Origin of the sequence: Enterobacter sp. Crenshaw, assembly GCF_024734705.1 — a bacterium.
Taxonomy (GTDB): domain Bacteria; phylum Pseudomonadota; class Gammaproteobacteria; order Enterobacterales; family Enterobacteriaceae; genus Enterobacter; species Enterobacter asburiae_B.
Map to the genome: position 1 here is coordinate 1,839,288 of NZ_CP102932.1, position 20,374 is coordinate 1,859,661.

General features: G+C 56.6%; 19 protein-coding genes. 15 read left to right on the forward strand and 4 right to left on the reverse strand.

Going from position 1 to position 20,374, the window contains the following annotated elements; translation table 11 throughout:
• Positions 1–385: 385 nt before the first annotated feature.
• From NWV12_RS08790 to ves, 7 genes are all read left to right on the forward strand, one after another.
• Complete coding sequence (locus NWV12_RS08790; protein ID WP_047061612.1) at positions 386–1,606, forward strand: aspartate aminotransferase family protein; 1,221 nt, start codon at positions 386–388, stop codon at positions 1,604–1,606.
• Positions 1,603–2,637, forward strand: coding sequence for an arginine N-succinyltransferase (astA, locus tag NWV12_RS08795; protein WP_048979448.1), 1,035 nt, complete (start codon positions 1,603–1,605; stop codon positions 2,635–2,637). The genes NWV12_RS08790 and astA overlap by 4 nt, the downstream gene beginning before the upstream one ends.
• On the forward strand, positions 2,634–4,121 hold the full coding sequence (astD, locus tag NWV12_RS08800) for a succinylglutamate-semialdehyde dehydrogenase (RefSeq protein ID WP_048979453.1): 1,488 nt from the start codon (positions 2,634–2,636) through the stop codon (positions 4,119–4,121). The genes astA and astD overlap by 4 nt, the downstream gene beginning before the upstream one ends.
• Positions 4,108–5,433, forward strand: coding sequence for an N-succinylarginine dihydrolase (gene astB / locus NWV12_RS08805; RefSeq protein WP_048979454.1), 1,326 nt, complete (start codon positions 4,108–4,110; stop codon positions 5,431–5,433). The genes astD and astB overlap by 14 nt, the downstream gene beginning before the upstream one ends.
• A gap of 10 nt (positions 5,434–5,443) precedes the next feature.
• Positions 5,444–6,409 carry a succinylglutamate desuccinylase gene (astE, locus tag NWV12_RS08810; protein WP_048979455.1) on the forward strand — a complete coding sequence of 322 codons (966 nt, stop codon included), beginning with the start codon at positions 5,444–5,446 and terminating at the stop codon, positions 6,407–6,409.
• 338 nt (positions 6,410–6,747) lie between these two features.
• Positions 6,748–7,242 carry an ATP-independent periplasmic protein-refolding chaperone Spy gene (gene spy / locus NWV12_RS08815; protein ID WP_039262058.1) on the forward strand — a complete coding sequence of 165 codons (495 nt, stop codon included), beginning with the start codon at positions 6,748–6,750 and terminating at the stop codon, positions 7,240–7,242.
• A gap of 297 nt (positions 7,243–7,539) precedes the next feature.
• On the forward strand, positions 7,540–8,097 hold the full coding sequence (gene ves / locus NWV12_RS08820; RefSeq protein ID WP_023311280.1) for an environmental stress-induced protein Ves: 558 nt from the start codon (positions 7,540–7,542) through the stop codon (positions 8,095–8,097).
• Here the strand turns inward: ves and cho are convergent.
• The gene (gene cho, locus NWV12_RS08825) at positions 8,075–8,953 is read right to left on the reverse strand and encodes an excinuclease Cho (RefSeq protein ID WP_075204792.1); all 879 of its coding nucleotides are present in this window, start codon (positions 8,951–8,953) and stop codon (positions 8,075–8,077) included. The two genes, ves and cho, sit on opposite strands and share 23 nt — an antisense overlap.
• 178 nt (positions 8,954–9,131) lie before the next feature.
• Positions 9,132–9,959, reverse strand: coding sequence for an ammonia-dependent NAD(+) synthetase (nadE, locus tag NWV12_RS08830; protein ID WP_048979456.1), 828 nt, complete (start codon positions 9,957–9,959; stop codon positions 9,132–9,134).
• Between the two features lie 232 nt (positions 9,960–10,191).
• Between nadE and osmE the strand changes: the two genes are divergently transcribed.
• From osmE to chbG, 7 genes are all read left to right on the forward strand, one after another.
• The gene (gene osmE / locus NWV12_RS08835) at positions 10,192–10,536 is read left to right on the forward strand and encodes an osmotically-inducible lipoprotein OsmE (RefSeq protein ID WP_010430142.1); all 345 of its coding nucleotides are present in this window, start codon (positions 10,192–10,194) and stop codon (positions 10,534–10,536) included.
• Between the two features lie 281 nt (positions 10,537–10,817).
• Positions 10,818–11,135, forward strand: a complete 318-nt coding sequence (gene chbB / locus NWV12_RS08840; RefSeq protein ID WP_008500676.1) for a PTS N,N'-diacetylchitobiose transporter subunit IIB — start codon at positions 10,818–10,820, stop codon at positions 11,133–11,135.
• Between the two features lie 79 nt (positions 11,136–11,214).
• Positions 11,215–12,573 (forward strand): PTS N,N'-diacetylchitobiose transporter subunit IIC, encoded by a 1,359-nt coding sequence (gene chbC / locus NWV12_RS08845; RefSeq protein ID WP_023311283.1) that lies wholly within the window; start codon positions 11,215–11,217, stop codon positions 12,571–12,573.
• A gap of 47 nt (positions 12,574–12,620) precedes the next feature.
• Positions 12,621–12,968 (forward strand): PTS N,N'-diacetylchitobiose transporter subunit IIA, encoded by a 348-nt coding sequence (gene chbA, locus NWV12_RS08850; protein WP_023311284.1) that lies wholly within the window; start codon positions 12,621–12,623, stop codon positions 12,966–12,968.
• A gap of 5 nt (positions 12,969–12,973) precedes the next feature.
• Positions 12,974–13,816 carry a transcriptional regulator ChbR gene (gene chbR, locus NWV12_RS08855; protein ID WP_071789366.1) on the forward strand — a complete coding sequence of 281 codons (843 nt, stop codon included), beginning with the start codon at positions 12,974–12,976 and terminating at the stop codon, positions 13,814–13,816.
• 109 nt (positions 13,817–13,925) lie between these two features.
• Positions 13,926–15,281 (forward strand): 6-phospho-beta-glucosidase, encoded by a 1,356-nt coding sequence (locus NWV12_RS08860; protein WP_048979458.1) that lies wholly within the window; start codon positions 13,926–13,928, stop codon positions 15,279–15,281.
• Between the two features lie 11 nt (positions 15,282–15,292).
• Positions 15,293–16,042, forward strand: a complete 750-nt coding sequence (gene chbG / locus NWV12_RS08865; protein ID WP_048979461.1) for a chitin disaccharide deacetylase — start codon at positions 15,293–15,295, stop codon at positions 16,040–16,042.
• A 129-nt stretch (positions 16,043–16,171) separates the two neighbouring features.
• On the opposite strand, the gene katE is transcribed toward chbG, so the two are convergent.
• Positions 16,172–18,421 (reverse strand): catalase HPII, encoded by a 2,250-nt coding sequence (gene katE / locus NWV12_RS08870; protein WP_048979462.1) that lies wholly within the window; start codon positions 18,419–18,421, stop codon positions 16,172–16,174.
• A gap of 203 nt (positions 18,422–18,624) precedes the next feature.
• Between katE and cedA the strand changes: the two genes are divergently transcribed.
• The gene (gene cedA, locus NWV12_RS08875) at positions 18,625–18,864 is read left to right on the forward strand and encodes a cell division activator CedA (protein ID WP_008500668.1); all 240 of its coding nucleotides are present in this window, start codon (positions 18,625–18,627) and stop codon (positions 18,862–18,864) included.
• A 49-nt stretch (positions 18,865–18,913) separates the two neighbouring features.
• Here the strand turns inward: cedA and tcyP are convergent, their stop codons facing one another.
• Positions 18,914–20,305, reverse strand: a complete 1,392-nt coding sequence (tcyP, locus tag NWV12_RS08880) for a cystine/sulfocysteine:cation symporter (RefSeq protein ID WP_008500667.1) — start codon at positions 20,303–20,305, stop codon at positions 18,914–18,916.
• Positions 20,306–20,374: the final 69 nt, after the last annotated feature.

A 20,374-nucleotide genomic window follows, 5' to 3' on the forward strand; every position in this document is an offset into this window, starting at 1 on the left:
GCGTCAACTGTTACCGGGTTCGGCCAATAACTGCGACAGATAATGCCGGTGGTGCAATATTTGCACCATTCTGACGCGCATCGCCCTCAAACAGGGCGTAAATGACCGATAAATTTCGCGAGCGATCACAATTCCAGAATTATATTTGGCCCTTGCATACTCTTTCTGATTTTCATGCGGCAAAGCGCCGCTTGCCGTAAAAATATTCACTTTTTATGCACTAACAGTGAATAACTCCATATTGTAACTTGTTGATATTCTGTTACCTCAACCCGTTTATGCAATTTTATCGCTGGCTGGCACGAAGGCTGCAATCTACATTCACAGTGCAAACACCCAATTATTTAACATTCAAATAACTTTTTATTTACCGGATGAGGTCGCTATGTCTCTGTCAATTACGCGTGAAAATTTCGATGAATGGATGATGCCGGTTTACGCTCCGGCGGCTTTTATTCCGGTTCGTGGGGAAGGCTCGCGCCTGTGGGATCAGCAGGGTAAAGAGTATATCGACTTTGCAGGTGGGATTGCGGTCAACGCGCTGGGTCATGCGCACCCTGCGCTGCGTCAGGCGCTAAATGACCAGGCGGCGAAGTTCTGGCATACCGGCAACGGCTTTACTAACGAGCCCGCGCTGCGCCTGGCCAAAAAACTGATCGACGCGACGTTTGCCGAAAAGGTCTTTTTCTGTAACTCGGGGGCGGAAGCCAACGAAGCGGCGCTGAAGCTGGCGCGCAAATATGCGCACGATAAATTTGGTAGCCACAAGAGCGGCATCGTGGCGTTTAAAAATGCCTTCCACGGGCGCACGCTCTTTACCGTCAGCGCGGGCGGCCAGCCTTCCTACTCGCAGGATTTCGCACCGCTGCCGCCGGATATCCGTCACGGTGTTTATAACGATCTGCAGTCCGCCAGCGAGCTGATTAACGACACCACCTGCGCGGTGATCGTCGAGCCGATGCAGGGCGAGGGCGGCGTGCTTCCGGCGCAAAAAGCCTTCCTGCAGGGGCTGCGCGAGCTGTGCGATCGTCACAACGCGGTCCTGATTTTCGACGAAGTGCAGACCGGCGTGGGCCGCACCGGCGAGCTGTATGCCTATATGCACTATGGCGTAACGCCGGACGTGCTGTCGACCGCCAAAGCGCTGGGCGGCGGCTTCCCGATTGGCGCGACGCTGACCACCGATAAATTCGCCAGCGTTATGACCGTAGGTACCCATGGCACCACCTACGGCGGCAACCCGCTGGCAACCGCCGTCGCCGGGCAGGTTCTGGACATCATTAACACGCCTGAGGTGCTGAAAGGCGTTAAGCAGCGTCACGACTGGTTTGTTGAACGTCTGAACGCCATCAACGGCAAAACGGGGCTGTTTAAAGAAATTCGCGGTCTGGGGCTGTTAATCGGCTGCGAGCTCACCGCCGAGTTTGCCGGAAAAGCTAAACTTATTTCACAGGAAGCGGCAAAAGTGGGCGTGATGGTGCTGATTGCCGGTGCCAACGTGGTGCGTTTTGCGCCGGCGCTGATCGTCAGCGAGGAAGAGGTGCAAACCGGTCTGGACCGTTTTGCGCTGGCGTGTGAAAAAGTGAAATCCGGGGTGTCATCATGATGGTCATCCGTCCCGTTGAGCGCGGCGATCTCGCCGGGCTCATGCAGCTTGCCGGTAAGACGGGAGGCGGGCTGACCTCGCTTCCTGCCGATGAAAAAACGCTGTCGGCGCGCATTGAGCGCGCCCTGCAAACCTGGCAGGGGACGTTGCCAAAAAGCGAACAGGGGTATGTGTTCGTGCTGGAAGACACCGACACGGGGACCGTGGCCGGGATCTGCGCCATCGAAGTGGCCGTCGGGCTTAACGACCCGTGGTACAACTACCGCGTCGGCACCATGGTTCACGCCTCGAAAGAGCTGAACGTCTATAACGCGCTGCCCACGCTGTTCCTCTGTAATGACCACACGGGCGCCAGCGAGCTGTGCACGCTGTTCCTCGACCCGGCGTGGCGCAAAGAGGGCAACGGCTATCTGCTCTCCAAATCGCGCTTTATGTTTATGGCCGCCTTCCGCGATCGCTTTAACGAAAAAGTGGTCGCAGAGATGCGCGGCGTGATCGACGACACCGGCTACTCGCCGTTCTGGGAGAGCCTGGGCGAGCGCTTCTTCTCGATGGAGTTCAGCCGGGCGGACTATCTCTGCGGCACCGGCCAGAAAGCCTTTATTGCCGAACTGATGCCGAAGCATCCTATCTATACCCATTTCCTCAGCCCGGAGGCGCAGGCGGTGATTGGCGAAGTCCATCCGCAAACCGCGCCTGCCCGCGCGGTGCTGGAAAAAGAAGGGTTCCGCTACCGGAACTATGTCGACATCTTTGACGGCGGCCCAACGCTTGAGTGCGATATCGACCGCGTGCGCGCGATCCGTAAAAGCCGTCTGGTTGAAGTCTCTGAAGGTCAGCCCGCGCCGGGTGACTGGCCCACCTGTCTGGTGTCGAACGAAAATTACGCCAACTTCCGCGCCATGCTGGTGCGTACCAACCCGAAATGTGAACGTCTGGTGCTGACGGCTGCAGAACTGGATGCCCTGAAATGTAACGCCGGCGATACGGTTCGCCTGGTGCGTCTCTGCCCTGAGGAGAAAACAGCATGACATTATGGATTAACGGTGACTGGGTCACGGGCGAAGGCGAAGAGCGCGTAAAGACCAATCCGGTTGGAAAAGAGGTGCTCTGGAAGGGGAATGACGCCAGCGCCGCGCAGGTGGAACAAGCCTGCCGTGCCGCGCGCCGCGCGTTTCCGGCGTGGGCAAAACAGCCTTTCGCCGTGCGCCAGGAAATTGTTGAAAAGTTTGCCGGGCTGCTGGAGGCAAACAAGGCCGAACTGACGCGCATCATCGCGTCTGAAACCAGCAAGCCGCGCTGGGAAGCGACAACCGAAGTGACGGCGATGATCAACAAAATCGCCATTTCGGTGAAGGCGTACCACACCCGCACCGGCGAACAGCACACCGACATGCCGGACGGCGCGGCCACGCTGCGCCACCGTCCCCACGGCGTCCTGGCGGTGTTTGGCCCGTATAACTTCCCGGGGCATCTGCCGAATGGCCATATTGTGCCTGCGCTGCTGGCGGGCAATACCGTCATTTTCAAACCGAGCGAGCTCACGCCATTCACCGGCGAGGCGGTGGTTAAGCTGTGGGAACAGGCCGGCCTGCCGCCGGGCGTGCTGAACCTGGTGCAGGGCGGGCGGGAAACCGGTCAGGCGCTGAGCGCGCTGAGCGATATCGACGGCCTGCTGTTTACCGGCAGCGCCGGTACGGGCTATCAGCTGCACCGCCAGCTGGCAGGGCAGCCGGAGAAAATCCTGGCGCTGGAGATGGGCGGCAACAACCCGCTGATTGTGGAAGACCCTGACGATATCGATGCAGCGGTGCACCTGACGATTCAGTCCGCCTTTATTACCGCCGGACAGCGCTGCACCTGTGCCCGCCGCCTGCTGGTCAAGCGGGGCGCGCAGGGGGATGCCTTCCTGAAGCGTCTGGTAGAAGTGAGCGCGCGTCTGGTGCCTGCCGCGTGGGATGCTGACCCGCAGCCGTTTATCGGCGGGCTGATTTCCGAACAGGCCGCGCTGAACGTGCTGAAGGCCTGGCAGGACCACGTCGCGCGCGGCGCGAAAACCCTGCTGGAGCCGAAGCAGGTTCAGCCGGGTAGCTCGCTGCTGATGCCGGGCATCGTAGAGATGAGCGGCGCAAGCAGCGTGCCGGACGAAGAGGTCTTTGGCCCGCTGCTCTGCGTCTGGCGTTACGACGATTTCGATGCGGCTATTGCGATGGCGAATAACACCCGCTACGGCCTGTCGAGCGGGCTGATTTCGCCGCATCGCGAGAAGTTTGACCAACTGCTGCTGGAAGCGCGCGCCGGGATTGTGAACTGGAATAAACCGCTGACCGGGGCCGCGAGCACCGCGCCGTTCGGCGGCGTGGGCGCGTCGGGCAACCATCGCGCCAGCGCGTGGTATGCCGCCGATTACTGCGCGTGGCCGATGGCGAGCCTGGAAACCCCGGCGCTGACGCTGCCGGAGACGCTTAATCCGGGGCTGGATTTTACCGGAGGGGATCGTCATGAAAGCGCGTGAGGTTAACTTTGACGGGCTGGTGGGGCTGACGCACCACTATGCCGGTCTCTCTTTTGGTAATGAAGCCTCGACGAAGCACCGTTTTCAGGTCTCCAACCCGAAGCTGGCGGCGAAGCAGGGGCTGCTAAAAATGAAGGCGCTGGCGGATGCCGGTTTCCCACAGGCGGTGATCCCGCCGCAGGAACGCCCGAACGTGGCGGTCCTTCGTCAGCTCGGCTTTAGCGGTACCGATGAGCAGGTCGTCGAAAAAGCGGGTACGCAGACGCCGCACCTGCTCTCGGCGGCAAGCTCCGCCTCCTCTATGTGGGTGGCAAACGCCGCGACCGTCGCGCCGTCAGCCGATACGCTGGATGGCAAAGTTCATCTGACGGTGGCGAACCTGAACAATAAATTCCACCGCGCCACCGAAGCGGAAACCACCGAGCGCGTGCTGCGCGCCATTTTCAACCATGACGCCCATTTTGAGGTGCATCAGGCCCTGCCGCAGGTGGCGATGTTTGGCGACGAAGGCGCGGCCAACCATAACCGCCTGGGGGGCGACTATGGCGACCCGGGCCTGCAGCTGTTTATCTACGGGCGAGAAGAGGGGGGCCACGCCGCGCCAACCCGTTATCCTGCTCGTCAGACGCTGGCGGCCAGCCAGGCGGTAGCCCGCCTGAACCAGGTCAATCCTTCCCAGGTGGTTTTTGCCCAGCAAAACCCGCATGTGATTGACCAGGGCGTGTTCCATAACGACGTGATTGCTGTTTCTAACCGCCAGGTGCTGTTCTGCCACGAGCAGGCGTTTGCCCATCAGGATAAGCTGCTCGCCACGCTGCATGAGCGCGTGCGCGGCTTCACGCCAATCCAGGTGCCAACGGAGGCGGTGAGCGTGCAGGACGCGGTAGAAACCTATCTGTTCAATAGCCAGCTGCTGAGCCGTGACGATGGCAGCATGATGCTGGTCCTGCCGCAGGAGTCCCGGGATCACAAAGGCGTGTGGCGCTACCTGACGGAGCTGGTCAAGGCCGATAACCCGATTGACGAACTGCGCGTGTTTGACCTGCGCGAAAGCATGGCCAACGGCGGTGGTCCAGCCTGTTTACGTCTGCGCGTGGTCCTGACCCAGGACGAAGTGCAGGCGGTGAACCCGGCGGTCATGATGAACGATACGCTCTTTACGCGGCTGAATGACTGGGTCGATCGCTACTATCGCGATCGTCTGACGCAGGCGGATCTGGTTGACCCGCAGCTTCTGCGTGAAGGACGCGAGGCGCTGGACGCGTTATCGACAATCCTGCAGCTGGGATCGGTTTACCCGTTCCAGCGCTAAAGGAGTGGATATGGAAAATTTACTGGCGCTGACCCTGGCCGACGAGACGCCGGAACAGAAAGAGGGGGACGGCCCCTCATTTCGCTGGCGGTGGCTGGGGCGCGGGGTGCTTGAACTGACGCCGACCGTAAAAAGCGATCTCTCGCTGCTGCTTTCAACGGGTATCCACGGGAATGAAACCGCGCCCGTCGAGATTGTTGATCTGCTGCTGCGTGCGCTGTATCGCAATGAGATCGAACTAAAGTGCCGCGTGCTGGTGGTGCTCGGCAATCCTCCTGCGCTGGCGCAAAACAAACGGTATCTGGTGAGCGACATTAACCGCATGTTTGGCGGCCGCTGGTCGCAGTTTCCGCAGAGCGATGAAACGGCGCGGGCTGAGTGGCTGGAGAACGTCGTGACCGCGTTTTTTGCCGTCGCGGGGCCGGGGCGCTGGCATCTGGATCTGCATACGGCAATCCGCGCGTCTTACCACGTTCGCTTCGGCGTTCTGCCGCAGCGCAGTCAGCCGTGGGATGAAGCGTTCCTGAGCTGGCTGGGTGACGCCGGGCTGGAGGCGCTGGTATTTCATCAGTCGCCGGGCGGAACCTTTACCCATTTCACCTGTGAACGTTTCGCTGCGCTGGCCTGCACGCTGGAGCTGGGAAAAGCGCTGCCGTTCGGCCAGAACGATCTGACCCGCTTTGCGCCTACGCATCTCGCCCTTCGGGCGCTGCTGGGAGGAACGGCTCCCGAGCACGCGCGTCAGCCCGTTGAGCGGTATCGGGTCGTACAGCAGATCACGCGCCGCAGCGATGCCTTCCAGCTCCATATGGCCGCACACACCCTGAACTTCACGCCGTTCCGCAAAGGGGCGCTGCTGGCTGAGGATGGCGAGGAACGTTACGAGGTGCAGAACACCACCGAGTATGTCTTATTCCCTAACCCCACCGTCGCGTTTGGCCTGCGGGCCGGGCTGATGCTGGAAAAAATATCCTGAACCTTTCCCCTCTCATCATCCGGGAGGGGGAAGTAAAAAACTTTTCTTAACGATTAAAGCGCTTGTGCTTGTTTTGCAGAATATTCCTGGTGAATTGCTTTATTATTGATCTTCTCTTCGCTATACTTCTGCTTAATTTCTTTAAAATCATCCTGTTAAATATTTTTTGTTGCAACTCTCCACGCTTTATCCTTATTTCCTCCACATTTGGCGAAAATTTGTTTTTTACACTTTCATTGTTTTACCGTTGCTCTGACTAATTGACGATAAACCCCGTAAAGTTAATCTCGTCAACACGGCATAGCGCCGAAGAATAACTGAAAGAAAGGAAATAAATTATGCGTAAGTTTACTGCACTGTTTGTTGCTTCTACCCTGGCTCTGGGCGCTACCAGCATGGCGTTCGCCGCAGATACTGCGACCACTGCACCTACCGCGCCTGCTGAAGGCAAAATGATGATGCATCATAAAGGTCCGGGTATGCACAACGAGATGATGATGTTTAAGGATCTCAACCTGACGGATGCGCAGAAGCAGCAGATCCGCGACATCAGAAAAGGCGAACGCGACCAGATGAAACGTCCTCCGCTTGAAGAGCGCCGTGCGATGCATGACATCATCGCCAGCGATAGCTTCGATAAGGCGAAAGCCGAAGCGCAGATCGACAAAATGGCCGAGCAGCACAAAGCCCGCATGCTGGCTCACATGGAAACCCAGAACAAGATCTACAACATTCTGACCCCGGAACAGAAAAAGCAATTTAATGCGAATTTTGAGAAGCGTCTGACAGAACGTCCGGCGATGGAAGGTAAAATGCCAGCACCAACCGAATAATCGGTTCACTCTCTTAAGACCGCCGGGATCCTGTCCACAAAAGCGCAACCGCTGTGGACAGGACCGGCGGTTTTTCTTTCCTGCCCTCTTGCCTGCCGCCGCCAGCGCGGTATCCTCCTGTAGTCGCTTCAGAGAATGTTTGCAGAGCCATGGCGTTAGAATTTTTATTAACGTTCAGCTAAGGCCTGCCCGCTCTGCTGCCGATACTGTTTCTGTGAATACCCAACGATAACAAACAAGACAGCAACGATAGCGATATCCTTGCCCTGGCACGGGTTGTGCCATTCAGGAGTGGTGATGGAGTTCTTTGATATCCGTAAGATGCCGGTCAGCCTCTGGCGCAATGGTGCTGGCGAAACGCGTGAGATTTGCTGCTTCCCTCCCGCGACGCGCGATTTTCACTGGCGTGCCAGTATCGCGACGATTGCCAGCAACGGCGAATTCTCCTCGTTTCCCGGTGTTGACCGGGTGATTACCTTGCTGGAAGGGGGAGAGGTGACGCTGGACGCGGGTCAGGCGTTCTCCCATACCCTCAAGCATCATCAGCCCTACAGTTTTGCCGGCGATCTGCCGGTGAAAGCGCTGCTTTCAGATGGGCGGATGGCGATGGACTTTAACATCATGACCCGGCGCGACTGCTGCCGGGCGAAGGTGCGCGTTGCTGACCGAACCTTCACCACATTTGGCTCACGCGGGGGCGTGGTGTTCGTGCTAAGCGGGGCGTGGCAGCTGGGCGATAAATTGCTGACGGCCGATCAGGGTGCCAGCTGGGAGGAGGGTACCCATACGCTGCGTCTGCTGGAGGCTCAGGGCACCTTATTGTTCAGCGAAATCACGTGGCTGCCGGGTCATTGAGCACAATGATCTCAAACTTTCCTGCCAGGACCGGTTTACAGAGAATTTTGTAGCCATCGTGGTCAAATCCGGCGGGCGTGCGCAGCAGGGTTGCCGCGTCGTTGATGTCGTCGACGGCGCCCAGCCAGAGCCAGTTGTTGACGATGTGATACTGGGTCATGGCCTCGCCCACTTCTTTTAGCGCAACGGCGCTTTCCCAGGGCCAGCAGTTCACGCTGATGGCCGCCAGACCGGTGAGAAGCCGGGCGTGATGCGCCTCAACGCTCTCTTTCCCGCAGCACGCACCGGCGCAGCGCTTCAGCGCGGATCGAAAACAGGCGCGTCCCCGGGTGGTTGCCTCCAGACCTAAAAGGCTATAGCAAAGCTGTAAATCGTCCGCCAGCGTCTGCAGCGCCTGGAGCGCGGCGCGTTTATTGGCGAATAGCCCATAGAGATTCGGGGCATGAGAAAAGTCGACGTCGCGCGCGTAGACGACCTGCGGCCTGCCATCGTTTATCTGCAGAGAGCAGAGCTGACGGTTGCGGCGCAGGCGCTTATTGAACAGCGGCTGTTGTTCTTTTATCAACCGCGCCTCCAGCAACAGCGCGCCCATTTCTCCCGCCGTCTGGAACCAGGTAATGCGTCGCGACTGGCGCAGCATGGCGGCCTCGTCCGGCGTACGGAGATGGGATAACACCCGACTGCGAATGTTCACGCTCTTGCCGATATAGAGCGGCAGGGTGTCGCTTTCACCGTGAAAGATGTACACGCCCGGCTGTTTAGGCAGCGCCTCAAGCCAGGGGCGAAGGTGCTCGGGATATTCGTAGATAGCCGCCGCTTCAAATTCAAGACGCGGGGCGGATTGACGCCTGCTCACATACTGCTCCATATACTGTTCAGGCATACAGTGTAGCAGGAGTGTGATGGTTAAAAAAGAGCCGGGTGGCGGCTAAGCCTTACCCGGCCAGGACGTGCGGCTTGATGCCCTCACCTCAACCCTCTCCCATGGGAGAGGGCGCAAACATTAAAAGCGGTAACCTGGTTACCGCTTTGCTTTATTTTTTCCAGAAGTCGTCAAACACCGTAATTGGCGTGTGGCGCTTGTGCTCGGTTTTCAGATACCAGCCTTCGATGATTTTCGCGGTCCGTTCATCCAGCTTTTTGCCTTCCAGATAATCATCGATGTTGTCATAGGTGACGCCAAGGGCCGCTTCATCCGGCAGGGAAGGGCGATCGTCTTCAAGGTCCGCTGTCGGCGCTTTCTTATACAGATGCTCAGGACAGCCCAGCGCGGCCAGCAGCTGCTTACCCTGACGCTTGTTGAGACGGAAGATCGGGTTAATGTCGGTGCCGCCGTCGCCGTATTTGGTGAAGAAACCGGTGATCGCTTCTGCCGCATGGTCGGTGCCGACCACAACGCCTTTGGTCATCCCGGCGATGCTGTACTGCGCTTTCATGCGCTCGCGGGCTTTCTCGTTGCCGCGAACAAAATCGCTCAGCTCAATGCCCGCTTCGCGAAGCGCCTGCTCGCTTGCCAGCACCGAGCCCTTAATATTCACGGTGAGCACGCGGTCAGGCTGAATGAAGGCAATGGCATCCTGGCAATCCTGCTCGTCCGCCTGTACGCCATAAGGTAGACGCACCGCGATAAACTGCAGTTTATCATCGCCCGTCTCTTCGCGAAGCTCTGAAATCGCCATCTGGCAGAGTTTACCGGTCAGGGTAGAGTCCTGGCCGCCGCTGATGCCCAGCACCAGGGATTTCAGGAAAGCGTTCTTTTTTAAGTACGATTTTAAAAAATCCACGCTGCGGCGGATCTCTTCATGTGCATCTACCGTAGGCTTCGCGCCCAGTGCCTGAATAATCTCTTGTTGCAGAGCCATCACGCCCTCCATATGCAGTACATAAACAGAATGTGTTAGCTGTTAAAACTAACCCTTTGGGCGAGAAACGACAAGGATCACAGTTTCGAGTGCGCTAATTTGCGCCGATTTAGCAGGTTATCGTTGTTTTATTAGAATTTTCCGAAATTCGTCTGGCGTAATCCACAAAGTTGAACAATAGTACTTTTTATCCCATGCTTAGATAACACGCTGATAAACAAGAGGACGGAATATGAACAAGAACGTAGCAGGAATTCTTAGCGCAGCGGCGGTACTGACTATGCTGGCAGGGTGTACGGCTTACGATCGCACTAAGGATCAGTTTACGCAGCCCGTAGTAAAAGACGTTAAAAAAGGCATGACCCGTTCGCAGGTGGCTGCGATTGCCGGTAAACCTTCTTCTGAAGTGACCATGATTCATGCGAAAGGGACCTGCCAGACCTATATCCTGGGTCAACGTGATGGTAAGGCAGAAACCTACTTCGTCGCCCTGGATGATACCGGTCATGTGATCAACTCCGGCTATCAGACCTGTGCTGAATACGACACCGATCCGCAGGCACCTAAGGCGCAGTAACCCTGCTTGCCTGAGGATGTTAACAAACCGGCCCATGGGCCGGTTTTTTTATGCATCAGAAAATCTTATTTCTTTGCGCGAATTATTTGCCCGAAATGTGAAGGGAGTCAACAAGCCAGGTCAATGAGAGACAATTTGAGCCTATCCAGAATTATCCCCTGTCTGTACCATTGCGTATACTCACTCCAACGATAAACAACAGTACGCAAGCTACCTGTCTGCCGGGACAGCGAGTCGAGTGATAGCGCGATGGCAGGTAGTCATACAAGAGGGAAATCACGATGGAAAAGAAACATATCTACCTGTTCTGCTCAGCGGGCATGTCAACGTCGCTTCTGGTGTCAAAGATGCGTGCGCAGGCTGAAAAGTATGAAGTCCCTGTGGTGATTGAAGCGTTTCCAGAGACGCTGGCGGGCGAAAAAGGCCAGACAGCCGATGTTGTTTTACTGGGGCCACAAATTGCCTATATGTTGCCCGAAATTCAACGACTGTTACCCAATAAACCGGTCGAAGTGATCGACTCGGGGCTGTACGGCAAAATTGATGGTTTAGGTGTTCTTAAAGCTGCTGTGGCAGCCATTAAAAAAGCTGCTAATTAATTTTTATTTTTCCCGTCAAAGAGTTATTTCACACACAATACGCCGTAACATGCGTTACGGCATTTAAGGGTATTTTCCTATGAGTAAAGTCATCGCTTCACTTGAAAAGGTACTCCTTCCTTTTGCTGTTAAAATAGGAAAGCAGCCTCACGTTAATGCCATCAAAAACGGCTTTATTAAATTAATGCCGTTGACGCTGGCCGGGGCCATGTTCGTTTTAATTAACAACGTTTTTCTGAGCTTTGGTGAAGGTTCCTTCTTTTATTCATTAGGAATTCGGTTAGACGCTTCCACTATTGAAACCCTTAATGGTTTTAAAGCCATTGGCGGCAACGTCTATAACGGTACGTTAGGGATTATGTCGCTGATGGCGCCTTTCTTTATTGGGATGGCACTGGCAGAAGAGCGTAAAGTGGATCCGCTGGCTGCCGGATTATTATCCGTTGCCGCCTTTATGACCGTAACGCCTTACAGCGTGGGTGAAGCCTACGCCGTTGGCGCCAACTGGCTGGGCGGGGCCAACATCATCTCCGGTATTGTTATCGGCCTGGTGGTGGCAGAAATGTTCACCTTTATTATCCGCCGCAACTGGGTTATCCGCCTGCCGGATAGCGTACCGGCTTCCGTTTCTCGTTCATTTTCCGCGTTGATTCCAGGCTTCATTATTCTCTCCATCATGGGGATTATCGCCTGGGCGCTCTCCCACTGGGGCACAAACTTCCACCAGATCATCATGGACTCTATCTCTACGCCGCTGGCGTCGATGGGTGGCGTGGTCGGTTGGGCGTATGTGATTTTCACCTCTCTGCTGTGGTTCTTTGGCGTGCATGGTTCACTGGCACTGGCCGCGCTGGACAGCGGGATTATGACCCCCTGGGCACTGGAAAACGTTGCGCTTTACCAGCAGTACGGCTCCGTTGACGCGGCGCTGGCAGCGGGTAAAACCTTCCATGTGTGGGCGAAGCCGATGCTTGACTCCTATATCTTCCTGGGCGGTACCGGAGCGACCTTGGGTCTGATCATCGCGGTCTTTATTGTCTCTCGTCGTGCTGACTACCGTCAGGTCGCGAAGCTGGCGCTGCCATCAGGCATCTTCCAGATTAACGAACCGATTCTGTTCGGTCTGCCAATCATCATGAACCCGGTAATGTTCATTCCGTTCATCCTGATTCAGCCGCTGCTGGCCGCGATCACTCTGACGGCGTATTACATGGGCATCATTCCACCGGTCACCAACATTGCACCGTGGACCATGCCGGCGGGCCTGGGCGCCTTCTTCAACACCAACGGTAGCGTCGCGGCCTTCCTGCTGGCGATATTCAACCTCGGGATTGCCACCTTGCTGTATATGCCGTTCGTGGCGATTGCCAACAAAGCCGCCACCATTATTGATGAAGAAGAGAGCGAAGAGGATATTGCCCTCTCACTGAAATTCTAAGATTGACCGGCGCGGGGAAGCCCGCGCCAGCCACAAGGAGCTTAAAAATGTTAGATTTGGATAGTATTGTCGCAGACGAAGCCGTCGAGAACGATCTTGAAGAAGTGGTGATGGGGCTTATCATCAACTCCGGACAGGCTCGCAGCCTGGCTTATGCCGCACTGAAGCAGGCTAAGCAGGGGGATTTCGCCGCGGCGAAAACCATGATGGACCAGTCCCGCACGGCGCTCAACGAAGCGCACCTGGTGCAGACAAAGCTGATTGAAGGCGATCAGGGCGAAGGGAAGATGAAGGTCAGCCTGGTGCTGGTCCACGCGCAGGATCACCTGATGACCTCGATGCTGGCGCGTGAGCTGGTGGCGGAGCTCATTGAGCTTCACGAGAAAATGCACTGAGTCGGATTTCGCAGCAGGAGGTCAGCACGATGGAAATTAAAACCGCACTTGAACAGCAGCTGTTTAACGGCAAAAATTTTCACGTGGTTATCTACAACAAGACGGAGAGCGCCAGCGGTCTGCACCAGCATGACTACTACGAGTTCACGATTGTTCTGACCGGCCGCTATTACCAGGAGATCAACGGTAAGCGCGTTCTGCTTGAGCGAGGGGATTTTGTCTTCCTGCCGATGGGGTCTTATCACCAGAGCTTTTACGAATTTGGTGCCACCCGTATTCTGAATGTGGGCGTCAGCAGACGCTTCTTTGAGAAGCACTATCTGCCGCTGGTGCCGTTCTGCTTTGTGGCCTCCCAGGTCTATCGGGTCAAAAACGAGTTCATGACCTGGATTGAAACGGTTATCGCCTCGCTTAACTTCCGCGACAATGAATTTGATGAGTTTATTGAGACGGTGACCTTCTACGTGATGAACCGGCTGCGCCATCATCGCGAAGAACAGCAGGTGACGGATGATATTCCACAGTGGCTGCGCAGCACCGTTGAGCTGATGCACGATAAAGGCCAGTTTAGCGAAAATGCGCTGGAAAATATGGTGTCACTGTCGGGGAAATCCCAGGAATATCTGACCCGCGCGACGCAGCGCTATTATCGTAAAACACCCGTGCAAATTATTAATGAAATCCGCATTAATTTTGCGAAGAAACAGCTGGAAATTACCAACTACTCTGTCACCGATATTGCATACGAGTCAGGATACAGCAGTCCCAGCCTGTTTATTAAGACCTTTAAAAAATTGACTTCATTCACACCGAACAGTTACCGGAAGAATTTGACGGTAATTAATTAACTTTCGGCGGATTACCCGCCACAAATATTGCTTTAATGGCTTGCCCAAATAGCGGGAAGAGTACGCTATACCTTGCAGGCGATTAACCTGATACGCTAAGGGAGATATTATGCAGAAGAAATTAAAAGTCGTAACCATTGGTGGCGGCAGCAGCTATACCCCGGAATTACTTGAAGGTTTTCTGAAACGTTACCATGAATTACCGGTCAGCGAATTATGGCTGGTGGACGTTGAGGAAGGTCAGGAAAAGCTGAATATTATTTTCGACCTTTGCAAGCGCATGGTGGAGAAAGCGGGCGTGCCTCTGACCGTGCATAAAACTCTGGACCGTCGTCTGGCGCTGAAAGATGCGGATTTCGTCACCACCCAGCTGCGCGTGGGCCAGCTGAAGGCGCGCGAGCTGGACGAGCGTATTCCGCTGAGCCACGGCTACCTCGGGCAGGAGACCAACGGCGCGGGCGGCCTGTTTAAAGGCCTGCGTACCATCCCGGTGATTTTCGACATCGTCAAAGACGTACAGGAGATCTGCCCGAACGCGTGGGTGATTAACTTCACCAACCCGGCCGGGATGGTGACCGAGGCGGTCTATCGTCATACCGATTTCAAACGCTTTATCGGCGTCTGTAATATTCCGATCGGCATGAAGATGTTTATCCGCGACGTGCTGGCGCTGACCGACAGTGACGATCTCTCCATCGACCTGTTCGGCCTGAACCACATGGTATTCATTAAAGACGTGATCGTGAACGGAAAATCGCGCTTTGCCGAGCTGCTCGACGGCGTAGCTTCCGGTCGTCTGACGGCGGCATCGGTGAAAAACATCTTTGACCTGCCGTTCAGCGAAGGGCTGATCCGCTCGCTGAACCTGCTGCCGTGCTCGTACCTGCTTTACTACTTCAAGCAGAAAGAGATGCTGGCCATCGAAATGGGCGAGTACTATAAGGGCGGCGTGCGCGCGCAGATCGTTCAGAAAGTCGAGAAGCAGCTGTTCGATTTGTATAAAGATCCGAACCTGAACGTTAAACCGAAAGAGCTGGAGCAGCGCGGCGGGGCCTACTACTCCGATGCGGCGTGCGAGGTGATTAACGCCATCTACAACGACAAGCAGGCGGAACACTATGTCAACGTGCCGCACCACGGCCATATCGACAATATCCCGGCGGACTGGGCGGTCGAGATGACCTGCATCCTGGGACGCGATGGCGCTAAACCGCATCCACGCATCACCCACTTCGATGATAAGGTCATGGGCCTGATCCACACCATCAAAGGCTTTGAAGTGGCGGCAAGCAACGCGGCGCTGAGCGGCGAGCTCAATGACGTGCTGCTGGCGCTGAACCTGAGCCCGCTGGTGCATTCCGACCGCGATGCGGAGCAGCTGGCCAGCGAGATGATCCTGGCGCATGAAAAATGGTTGCCGAACTTTGCCGCCACCATCGAGAAGCTGAAGTTCAAACACCACTAAGAGGACGCACAATGGAAAACCTGCTGATCGTTAATGCTGATGATTTTGGCCTCTCGAAAGGCCAGAACTACGGCATTATTGAAGCCTGTCGCCGGGGTGTTGTGACCTCGACCACGGCACTGGTGAATGGTGAGGCGGTTGAACACGCGGCGCAGCTGAGCCGCGAGGTGCCGGAGCTGGGCGTTGGCATGCATTTTGTGCTGACGCTCGGGATGCCGCTTTCGCCCATGCCCGGCCTGACGCGCGACGGCCAGCTGGGCAAATGGATTTGGGAACTGGCGGAACAGGGCGTTCTGCCTCTCGAAGAGGTTGCCCGCGAGCTGGAGTGTCAGTTCAACCGCTTTGTTGACGCCTTTGGTAAGGCACCGACGCACATCGACAGCCATCACCACGTGCATATGATCCCGGCGATTTTCCCCATTGTCGCTGAGTTTGCAAAGCGCAAAGGCGTGGCGATGCGCGTGGATCGGGAGGCGCGCGGCGTGCCCGACTGCGACGTGACCACCACAGAGGGGTTCAGCAGCGCATTTTACGGCGACGAGATCGACGAAGCGCTGTTCCTGAAGGTGCTGGATGATTCCAGCGCGCGGGGGGAAAAGTCGCTGGAGGTCATGGCGCATCCTGCTTTTGTCGATAACACCGTGCGGAAAAGCGCCTACTGCTGGCCGCGCCTGGCGGAGCTGGACGTGTTGACGTCGCCGTCGCTGAAATACGCGATTGCCGAGCGTGGGTATCGGTTGGGAACGTTCGGGGATTTGTGAGAAATTCCCCCTCACCCTAACCCTCTCCCCAAAAGGGAGAGGGGACTGGGCCGTGCGGTCTGTAATGCGAACACAGGTCTGCATTTCACCCTCTCCCTTTCAGGGAGAGGGCCGGGGTGAGGGTATTTTTTACGCCGGGATCTGGTCAATCTTACTGCTGCGCGACCAGACGCGGTGCGCGGCGAGCAAATCAAACAGCTTCGTCATAAAGGCATCGTCAACCTTGTCTCCCTCGACAATGCCGTCCTCACCCTGATCGGCCACCTTCAGCTGCGCCTTAAACCGTCGCGCGTCGCCGGACAGCGCGATCGGTTTCAGGTGCTTGTAGGCTTCCAGCAGATAATACACCGCGTCACCGTTGTTCAGCAGGCTGTCAATGTCTCCGCACGGCACAATCACCGCATCGACGGTCAGCGATGGCGCCCCGGCAAAGGTCGCCGCCACCGGCAGCACGGAGCCGTCATCGGCGGTCACTTCCCCCATGCGGGAATAAAGCAGTTTCGCATGCACGCCCTGGGTCTTCAGCGCCTGCATGATCCCCAGCACGTCGCTGGCGCGGGTTTTGTCGTTCAGCAGGATGGCGACCACGCGGCCTTTAATCGAGCCACCCGGCACGGCATACAGGCTCAGCGACGGATCTTTCTTCACGCCGTTAACCTCTTTAGGCGGGGCAAGGTTGCGCTGCTCGTCGGTCAGCGTAATGCCCAGGTTATCCGCAACGCTCTGGGCGAGCTGAATATCAATGCGCGCCAGCTGATCGACCACCCGCTCGCGGATGTAGGTACGCACCACTTTGCTCAGCTCAAAGCTGAAGCCGCCGATAATGTGCTGTTGCTCAATCGGCGTCTGGCTGTTCCAGAACAGGCGAGGATGGGCGTAATACTCGCCGAACGACGGGCTGCGCTCGCGAATTTTGTTGCCGTCGACACGCTCCTGGTACGATTCGAATCCACCGCGTTTCGGCGCCGGAGGCGTTTCGCGCGGCCAGTTATCGTTGATGGAGTTCGGCTCATAGTTCGCCGGATTGGTATCAATATCCTGACGGTGCATCCCGTCGCGCTGGAAATTGTGGTATGGGCAGGTTGGGCGGTTAATCGGAATTTCGTGGAAGTTCGGCCCGCCCAGACGGCTGATCTGCGTATCGGTATACGAGAACAAACGTCCCTGCAGGAGCGGATCGTTGGTGAAGTCCAGCCCCGGCACGATATGCCCCGGGTGGAATGCGGCCTGTTCGTTTTCGGCAAAGAAGTTATCCGGGTTGCGGTTGAGCACCATTTTACCCACCAGCTGAACCGGCACCAGCTCTTCCGGGATCAGCTTCGTCGGGTCAAGCAGGTCGAAATCGAACTTAAATTCGTCCTCTTCCGGAATGAGCTGCAGGCCCAGCTCGTACTCCGGGAAGTCGCCCGCTTCGATGGACTCCCACAGCTCGCGGCGATGGAAGTCCGGATCGCGCCCGGTCAGCTTTTGCGCCTCGTCCCACACCAGCGAGGCTTTACCCGCCACCGGCTTCCAGTGGAAACGGACGAACGTGGCTTTACCCTCGGCGTTGATCAGACGGAAGGTGTGGATGCCAAAGCCTTCCATGGTGCGATAGCTGCGCGGAATGCCGCGGTCTGACATCGCCCACATCACGTTGTGTAAGGTTTCAGGCTGCAGGGAGACATAGTCCCAGAAGGTGTCGTGCGCGCTTTGTCCCTGCGGTATGGCCCAGTGGGGCTCCGGTTTTACCGCATGGACAAAGTCAGGAAATTTATGCGCGTCCTGAATGAAGAACACCGGGGTGTTATTGCCCACCAGATCGAAAATACCCTCTTCGGTATAAAACTTGGTGGCAAAGCCGCGGATATCCCGGACGGTATCTGCCGAACCCGCGCCGCCCTGTACGGTTGAGAAGCGCACAAATACCGGAGTGATTTTGTCCGGATCGGATAGGAAATCCGCTTTGGTGATCGCTTTCAGGCTCTTATAGGGCTGGAAGTAGCCGTGCGCAGCGGAACCGCGCGCGTGGACGATGCGTTCCGGTATCCGCTCGTGGTCGAAATGGGTGATTTTTTCCCGCAGGATAAAATCTTCCAGCAGGGTTGGCCCGCGCGCGCCTGCGCGAAGGGAGTTCTGATCGTCAGCAATGCGCACGCCCTGATTGGTGGTCAGCGCAAAACCTTCGCCGCCTTTGCGGTGCGGCTCAAGCGATTTCAGCTTCTCGTTTCCCGTCTCCGGTGATTTCATGCTTCCCGGTGCGGTAGGCTGTTCGCCCGGTGCAGAGGGGCCAGGGGAGGGGCGGTGAGAGCCGTCAGCAGGGGCGAGAGAGTCCATACCCGGTTGAGATTCCTCAGTGCCATGAATCGGTGATTGATGTGTTTTATCTTTGTTCGACATTGCACGCTTCTCCTTTATCCATTGCTAAAAACCCTATTAAGGATAGAACAATGTCGCGAGATGGCTCGCGAACTAAGAGTTTTCACATGCCGTCATTGACGAAAGGAGCCTTCTCACCCACTCGGGGCGCGACGGAAGGCAGCAGGATCGGCTATCATAGAATTTTCCTGCTTCAAGAATTTGCTTTAGTGAACCAGTCGCTTATGAAACCTCTTCGTCAACAAAACCGCCAGGTTATTAGCTATGTGCCCCGCGTTGAGCCCGCGCCGCCTGACCATGCCCTGAAAGTGGAGGGTTTTCGCGATGTCTGGCAGCTGCGGGGAAAATACGTGGCCTTCGTGCTGATCGGCGAACACTTCCGCCGCTCGCCCACGTTTACCGTGCCGGAGTCAGCGCAGCGGTGGGCGATGCAGATCCGCCAGGATGAAGAGGTTGAGGAATAACAGCCATAAAAAAACCGCCATCAGGCGGTTTTTTTTATTTCTAAAGTGATTAACGGTGCGCCAGCTCGGCGTCGTCTTCACTTTCCAGAATCGCTTTGTCGGTCTGCTTCAGCCACTGGCTGGTCAGCGTACCGGCGGTCATGGAGCCGCTCACGTTCAGCGCGGTACGGCCCATGTCGATCAGCGGTTCAACGGAGATCAGCAGCGCGACCAGCGTCACGGGCAGACCCAGCGCAGGCAGCACAATCAGCGCGGCGAAGGTTGCGCCACCGCCAACACCCGCAACGCCTGCGGAGCTGACGGTAACAATCCCGACCAGCGTGGCGATCCAGACCGGATCCAGCGGGTTAATCCCAACGGTAGGGGCAACCATCACCGCCAGCATCGCCGGGTACAGACCCGCACAGCCGTTCTGACCAATGGTGGCACCAAAGGAGGCAGAGAAGCTGGCGATGGATTCAGGCACGCCCAGACGACGGGTTTGCGCTTCAACGTTCAGCGGAATAGACGCGGCGCTGGAACGGCTGGTGAAGGCAAAGGTCAGTACCGGCCAGACTTTACGGAAGTATTTCAGCGGGCTGACGCCGTTTACGCCCAGCAGGATGCCGTGCACCACGAACATAATGCCCAGGCCCAGATAAGAGGCGACAACGAAGCTGCCCAGCTTAATGATGTCCTGCAGGTTAGAGCCGGCAACCACTTTGGTCATCAGCGCCAGCACGCCGTAAGGCGTCAGCTGCATCACCAGACGCACCAGCTTCATCACCCAGCTTTGCAGGGTATCAATCGCGGTCAGCACGCGTTCGCCTTTAGGCGCGTCGTCTTTCAGCAGCTTCAGCGCCGCTACGCCCAGGAACGCGGCGAAAATAACCACGCTGATGATCGAGGTTGGGCTCGCCCCGGTCAGGTCAGCAAACGGGTTCTTAGGAATGAAGGAGAGCACCATCTGCGGCACGGTCAGGTCAGCCACTTTACCAACGTAGTTGGTTTGAATCGCGGTAAGACGCGCCGTTTCAGCGGTACCCTGAACCAGACCTTCTGCGGTCAGGCCAAACAGGTTGGTGACCAGCACACCCACCAGCGCGGCAATCAGCGTGGTGAACAGCAGCGTACCAATGGTCAGGAAGCTGATTTTTCCCAGCTGAGTGGCATTATGCAGGCGGGCCACGGCGCTCAGAATAGAGGCGAACACCAGCGGCATAACGATCATCTGCAGCAGCTGGACATAGCCGTTACCGACGATGTTGAACCACTGAATAGAATCTTTCAGAACTGGATTATCGGAGCCATAAATTGCCTGTAATGCCAGACCAAATACGACACCCATAGCCAGACCAACCAGCACTTTTTTCGCCAGGCTCCACTGTTTGTGGCGCGCCTGCGCGAGAAGCAATAGCAATACAACGAACACAACGACGTTCGCGATGAGTGGAAAATTCATCCCCGTTCTCCTGATTTATTATTGGGTCGGTTTTTACCGATCCTGTTGGCGGAAGGTTAGCAGAAGTGT

Excerpts from the sequence above, each read along its gene's own strand:
- NWV12_RS08790 (WP_047061612.1), top strand. The coding sequence starts at position 386 with ATGTCTCTGTCAATTACGCGTGAAAATTTCGATGAATGGATGATGCCG.
- astA (WP_048979448.1), top strand. The coding sequence starts at position 1,603 with ATGATGGTCATCCGTCCCGTTGAGCGCGGCGATCTCGCCGGGCTCATG.
- astD (WP_048979453.1), top strand. The coding sequence starts at position 2,634 with ATGACATTATGGATTAACGGTGACTGGGTCACGGGCGAAGGCGAAGAG.
- astB (WP_048979454.1), top strand. The coding sequence starts at position 4,108 with ATGAAAGCGCGTGAGGTTAACTTTGACGGGCTGGTGGGGCTGACGCAC.
- astE (WP_048979455.1), top strand. The coding sequence starts at position 5,444 with ATGGAAAATTTACTGGCGCTGACCCTGGCCGACGAGACGCCGGAACAG.
- spy (WP_039262058.1), top strand. The coding sequence starts at position 6,748 with ATGCGTAAGTTTACTGCACTGTTTGTTGCTTCTACCCTGGCTCTGGGC.
- ves (WP_023311280.1), top strand. The coding sequence starts at position 7,540 with ATGGAGTTCTTTGATATCCGTAAGATGCCGGTCAGCCTCTGGCGCAAT.
- nadE (WP_048979456.1), bottom strand. The coding sequence starts at position 9,959 with ATGGCTCTGCAACAAGAGATTATTCAGGCACTGGGCGCGAAGCCTACG.
- osmE (WP_010430142.1), top strand. The coding sequence starts at position 10,192 with ATGAACAAGAACGTAGCAGGAATTCTTAGCGCAGCGGCGGTACTGACT.
- chbB (WP_008500676.1), top strand. The coding sequence starts at position 10,818 with ATGGAAAAGAAACATATCTACCTGTTCTGCTCAGCGGGCATGTCAACG.
- chbC (WP_023311283.1), top strand. The coding sequence starts at position 11,215 with ATGAGTAAAGTCATCGCTTCACTTGAAAAGGTACTCCTTCCTTTTGCT.
- chbA (WP_023311284.1), top strand. The coding sequence starts at position 12,621 with ATGTTAGATTTGGATAGTATTGTCGCAGACGAAGCCGTCGAGAACGAT.
- NWV12_RS08860 (WP_048979458.1), top strand. The coding sequence starts at position 13,926 with ATGCAGAAGAAATTAAAAGTCGTAACCATTGGTGGCGGCAGCAGCTAT.
- chbG (WP_048979461.1), top strand. The coding sequence starts at position 15,293 with ATGGAAAACCTGCTGATCGTTAATGCTGATGATTTTGGCCTCTCGAAA.
- katE (WP_048979462.1), bottom strand. The coding sequence starts at position 18,421 with ATGTCGAACAAAGATAAAACACATCAATCACCGATTCATGGCACTGAG.
- cedA (WP_008500668.1), top strand. The coding sequence starts at position 18,625 with ATGAAACCTCTTCGTCAACAAAACCGCCAGGTTATTAGCTATGTGCCC.
- tcyP (WP_008500667.1), bottom strand. The coding sequence starts at position 20,305 with ATGAATTTTCCACTCATCGCGAACGTCGTTGTGTTCGTTGTATTGCTA.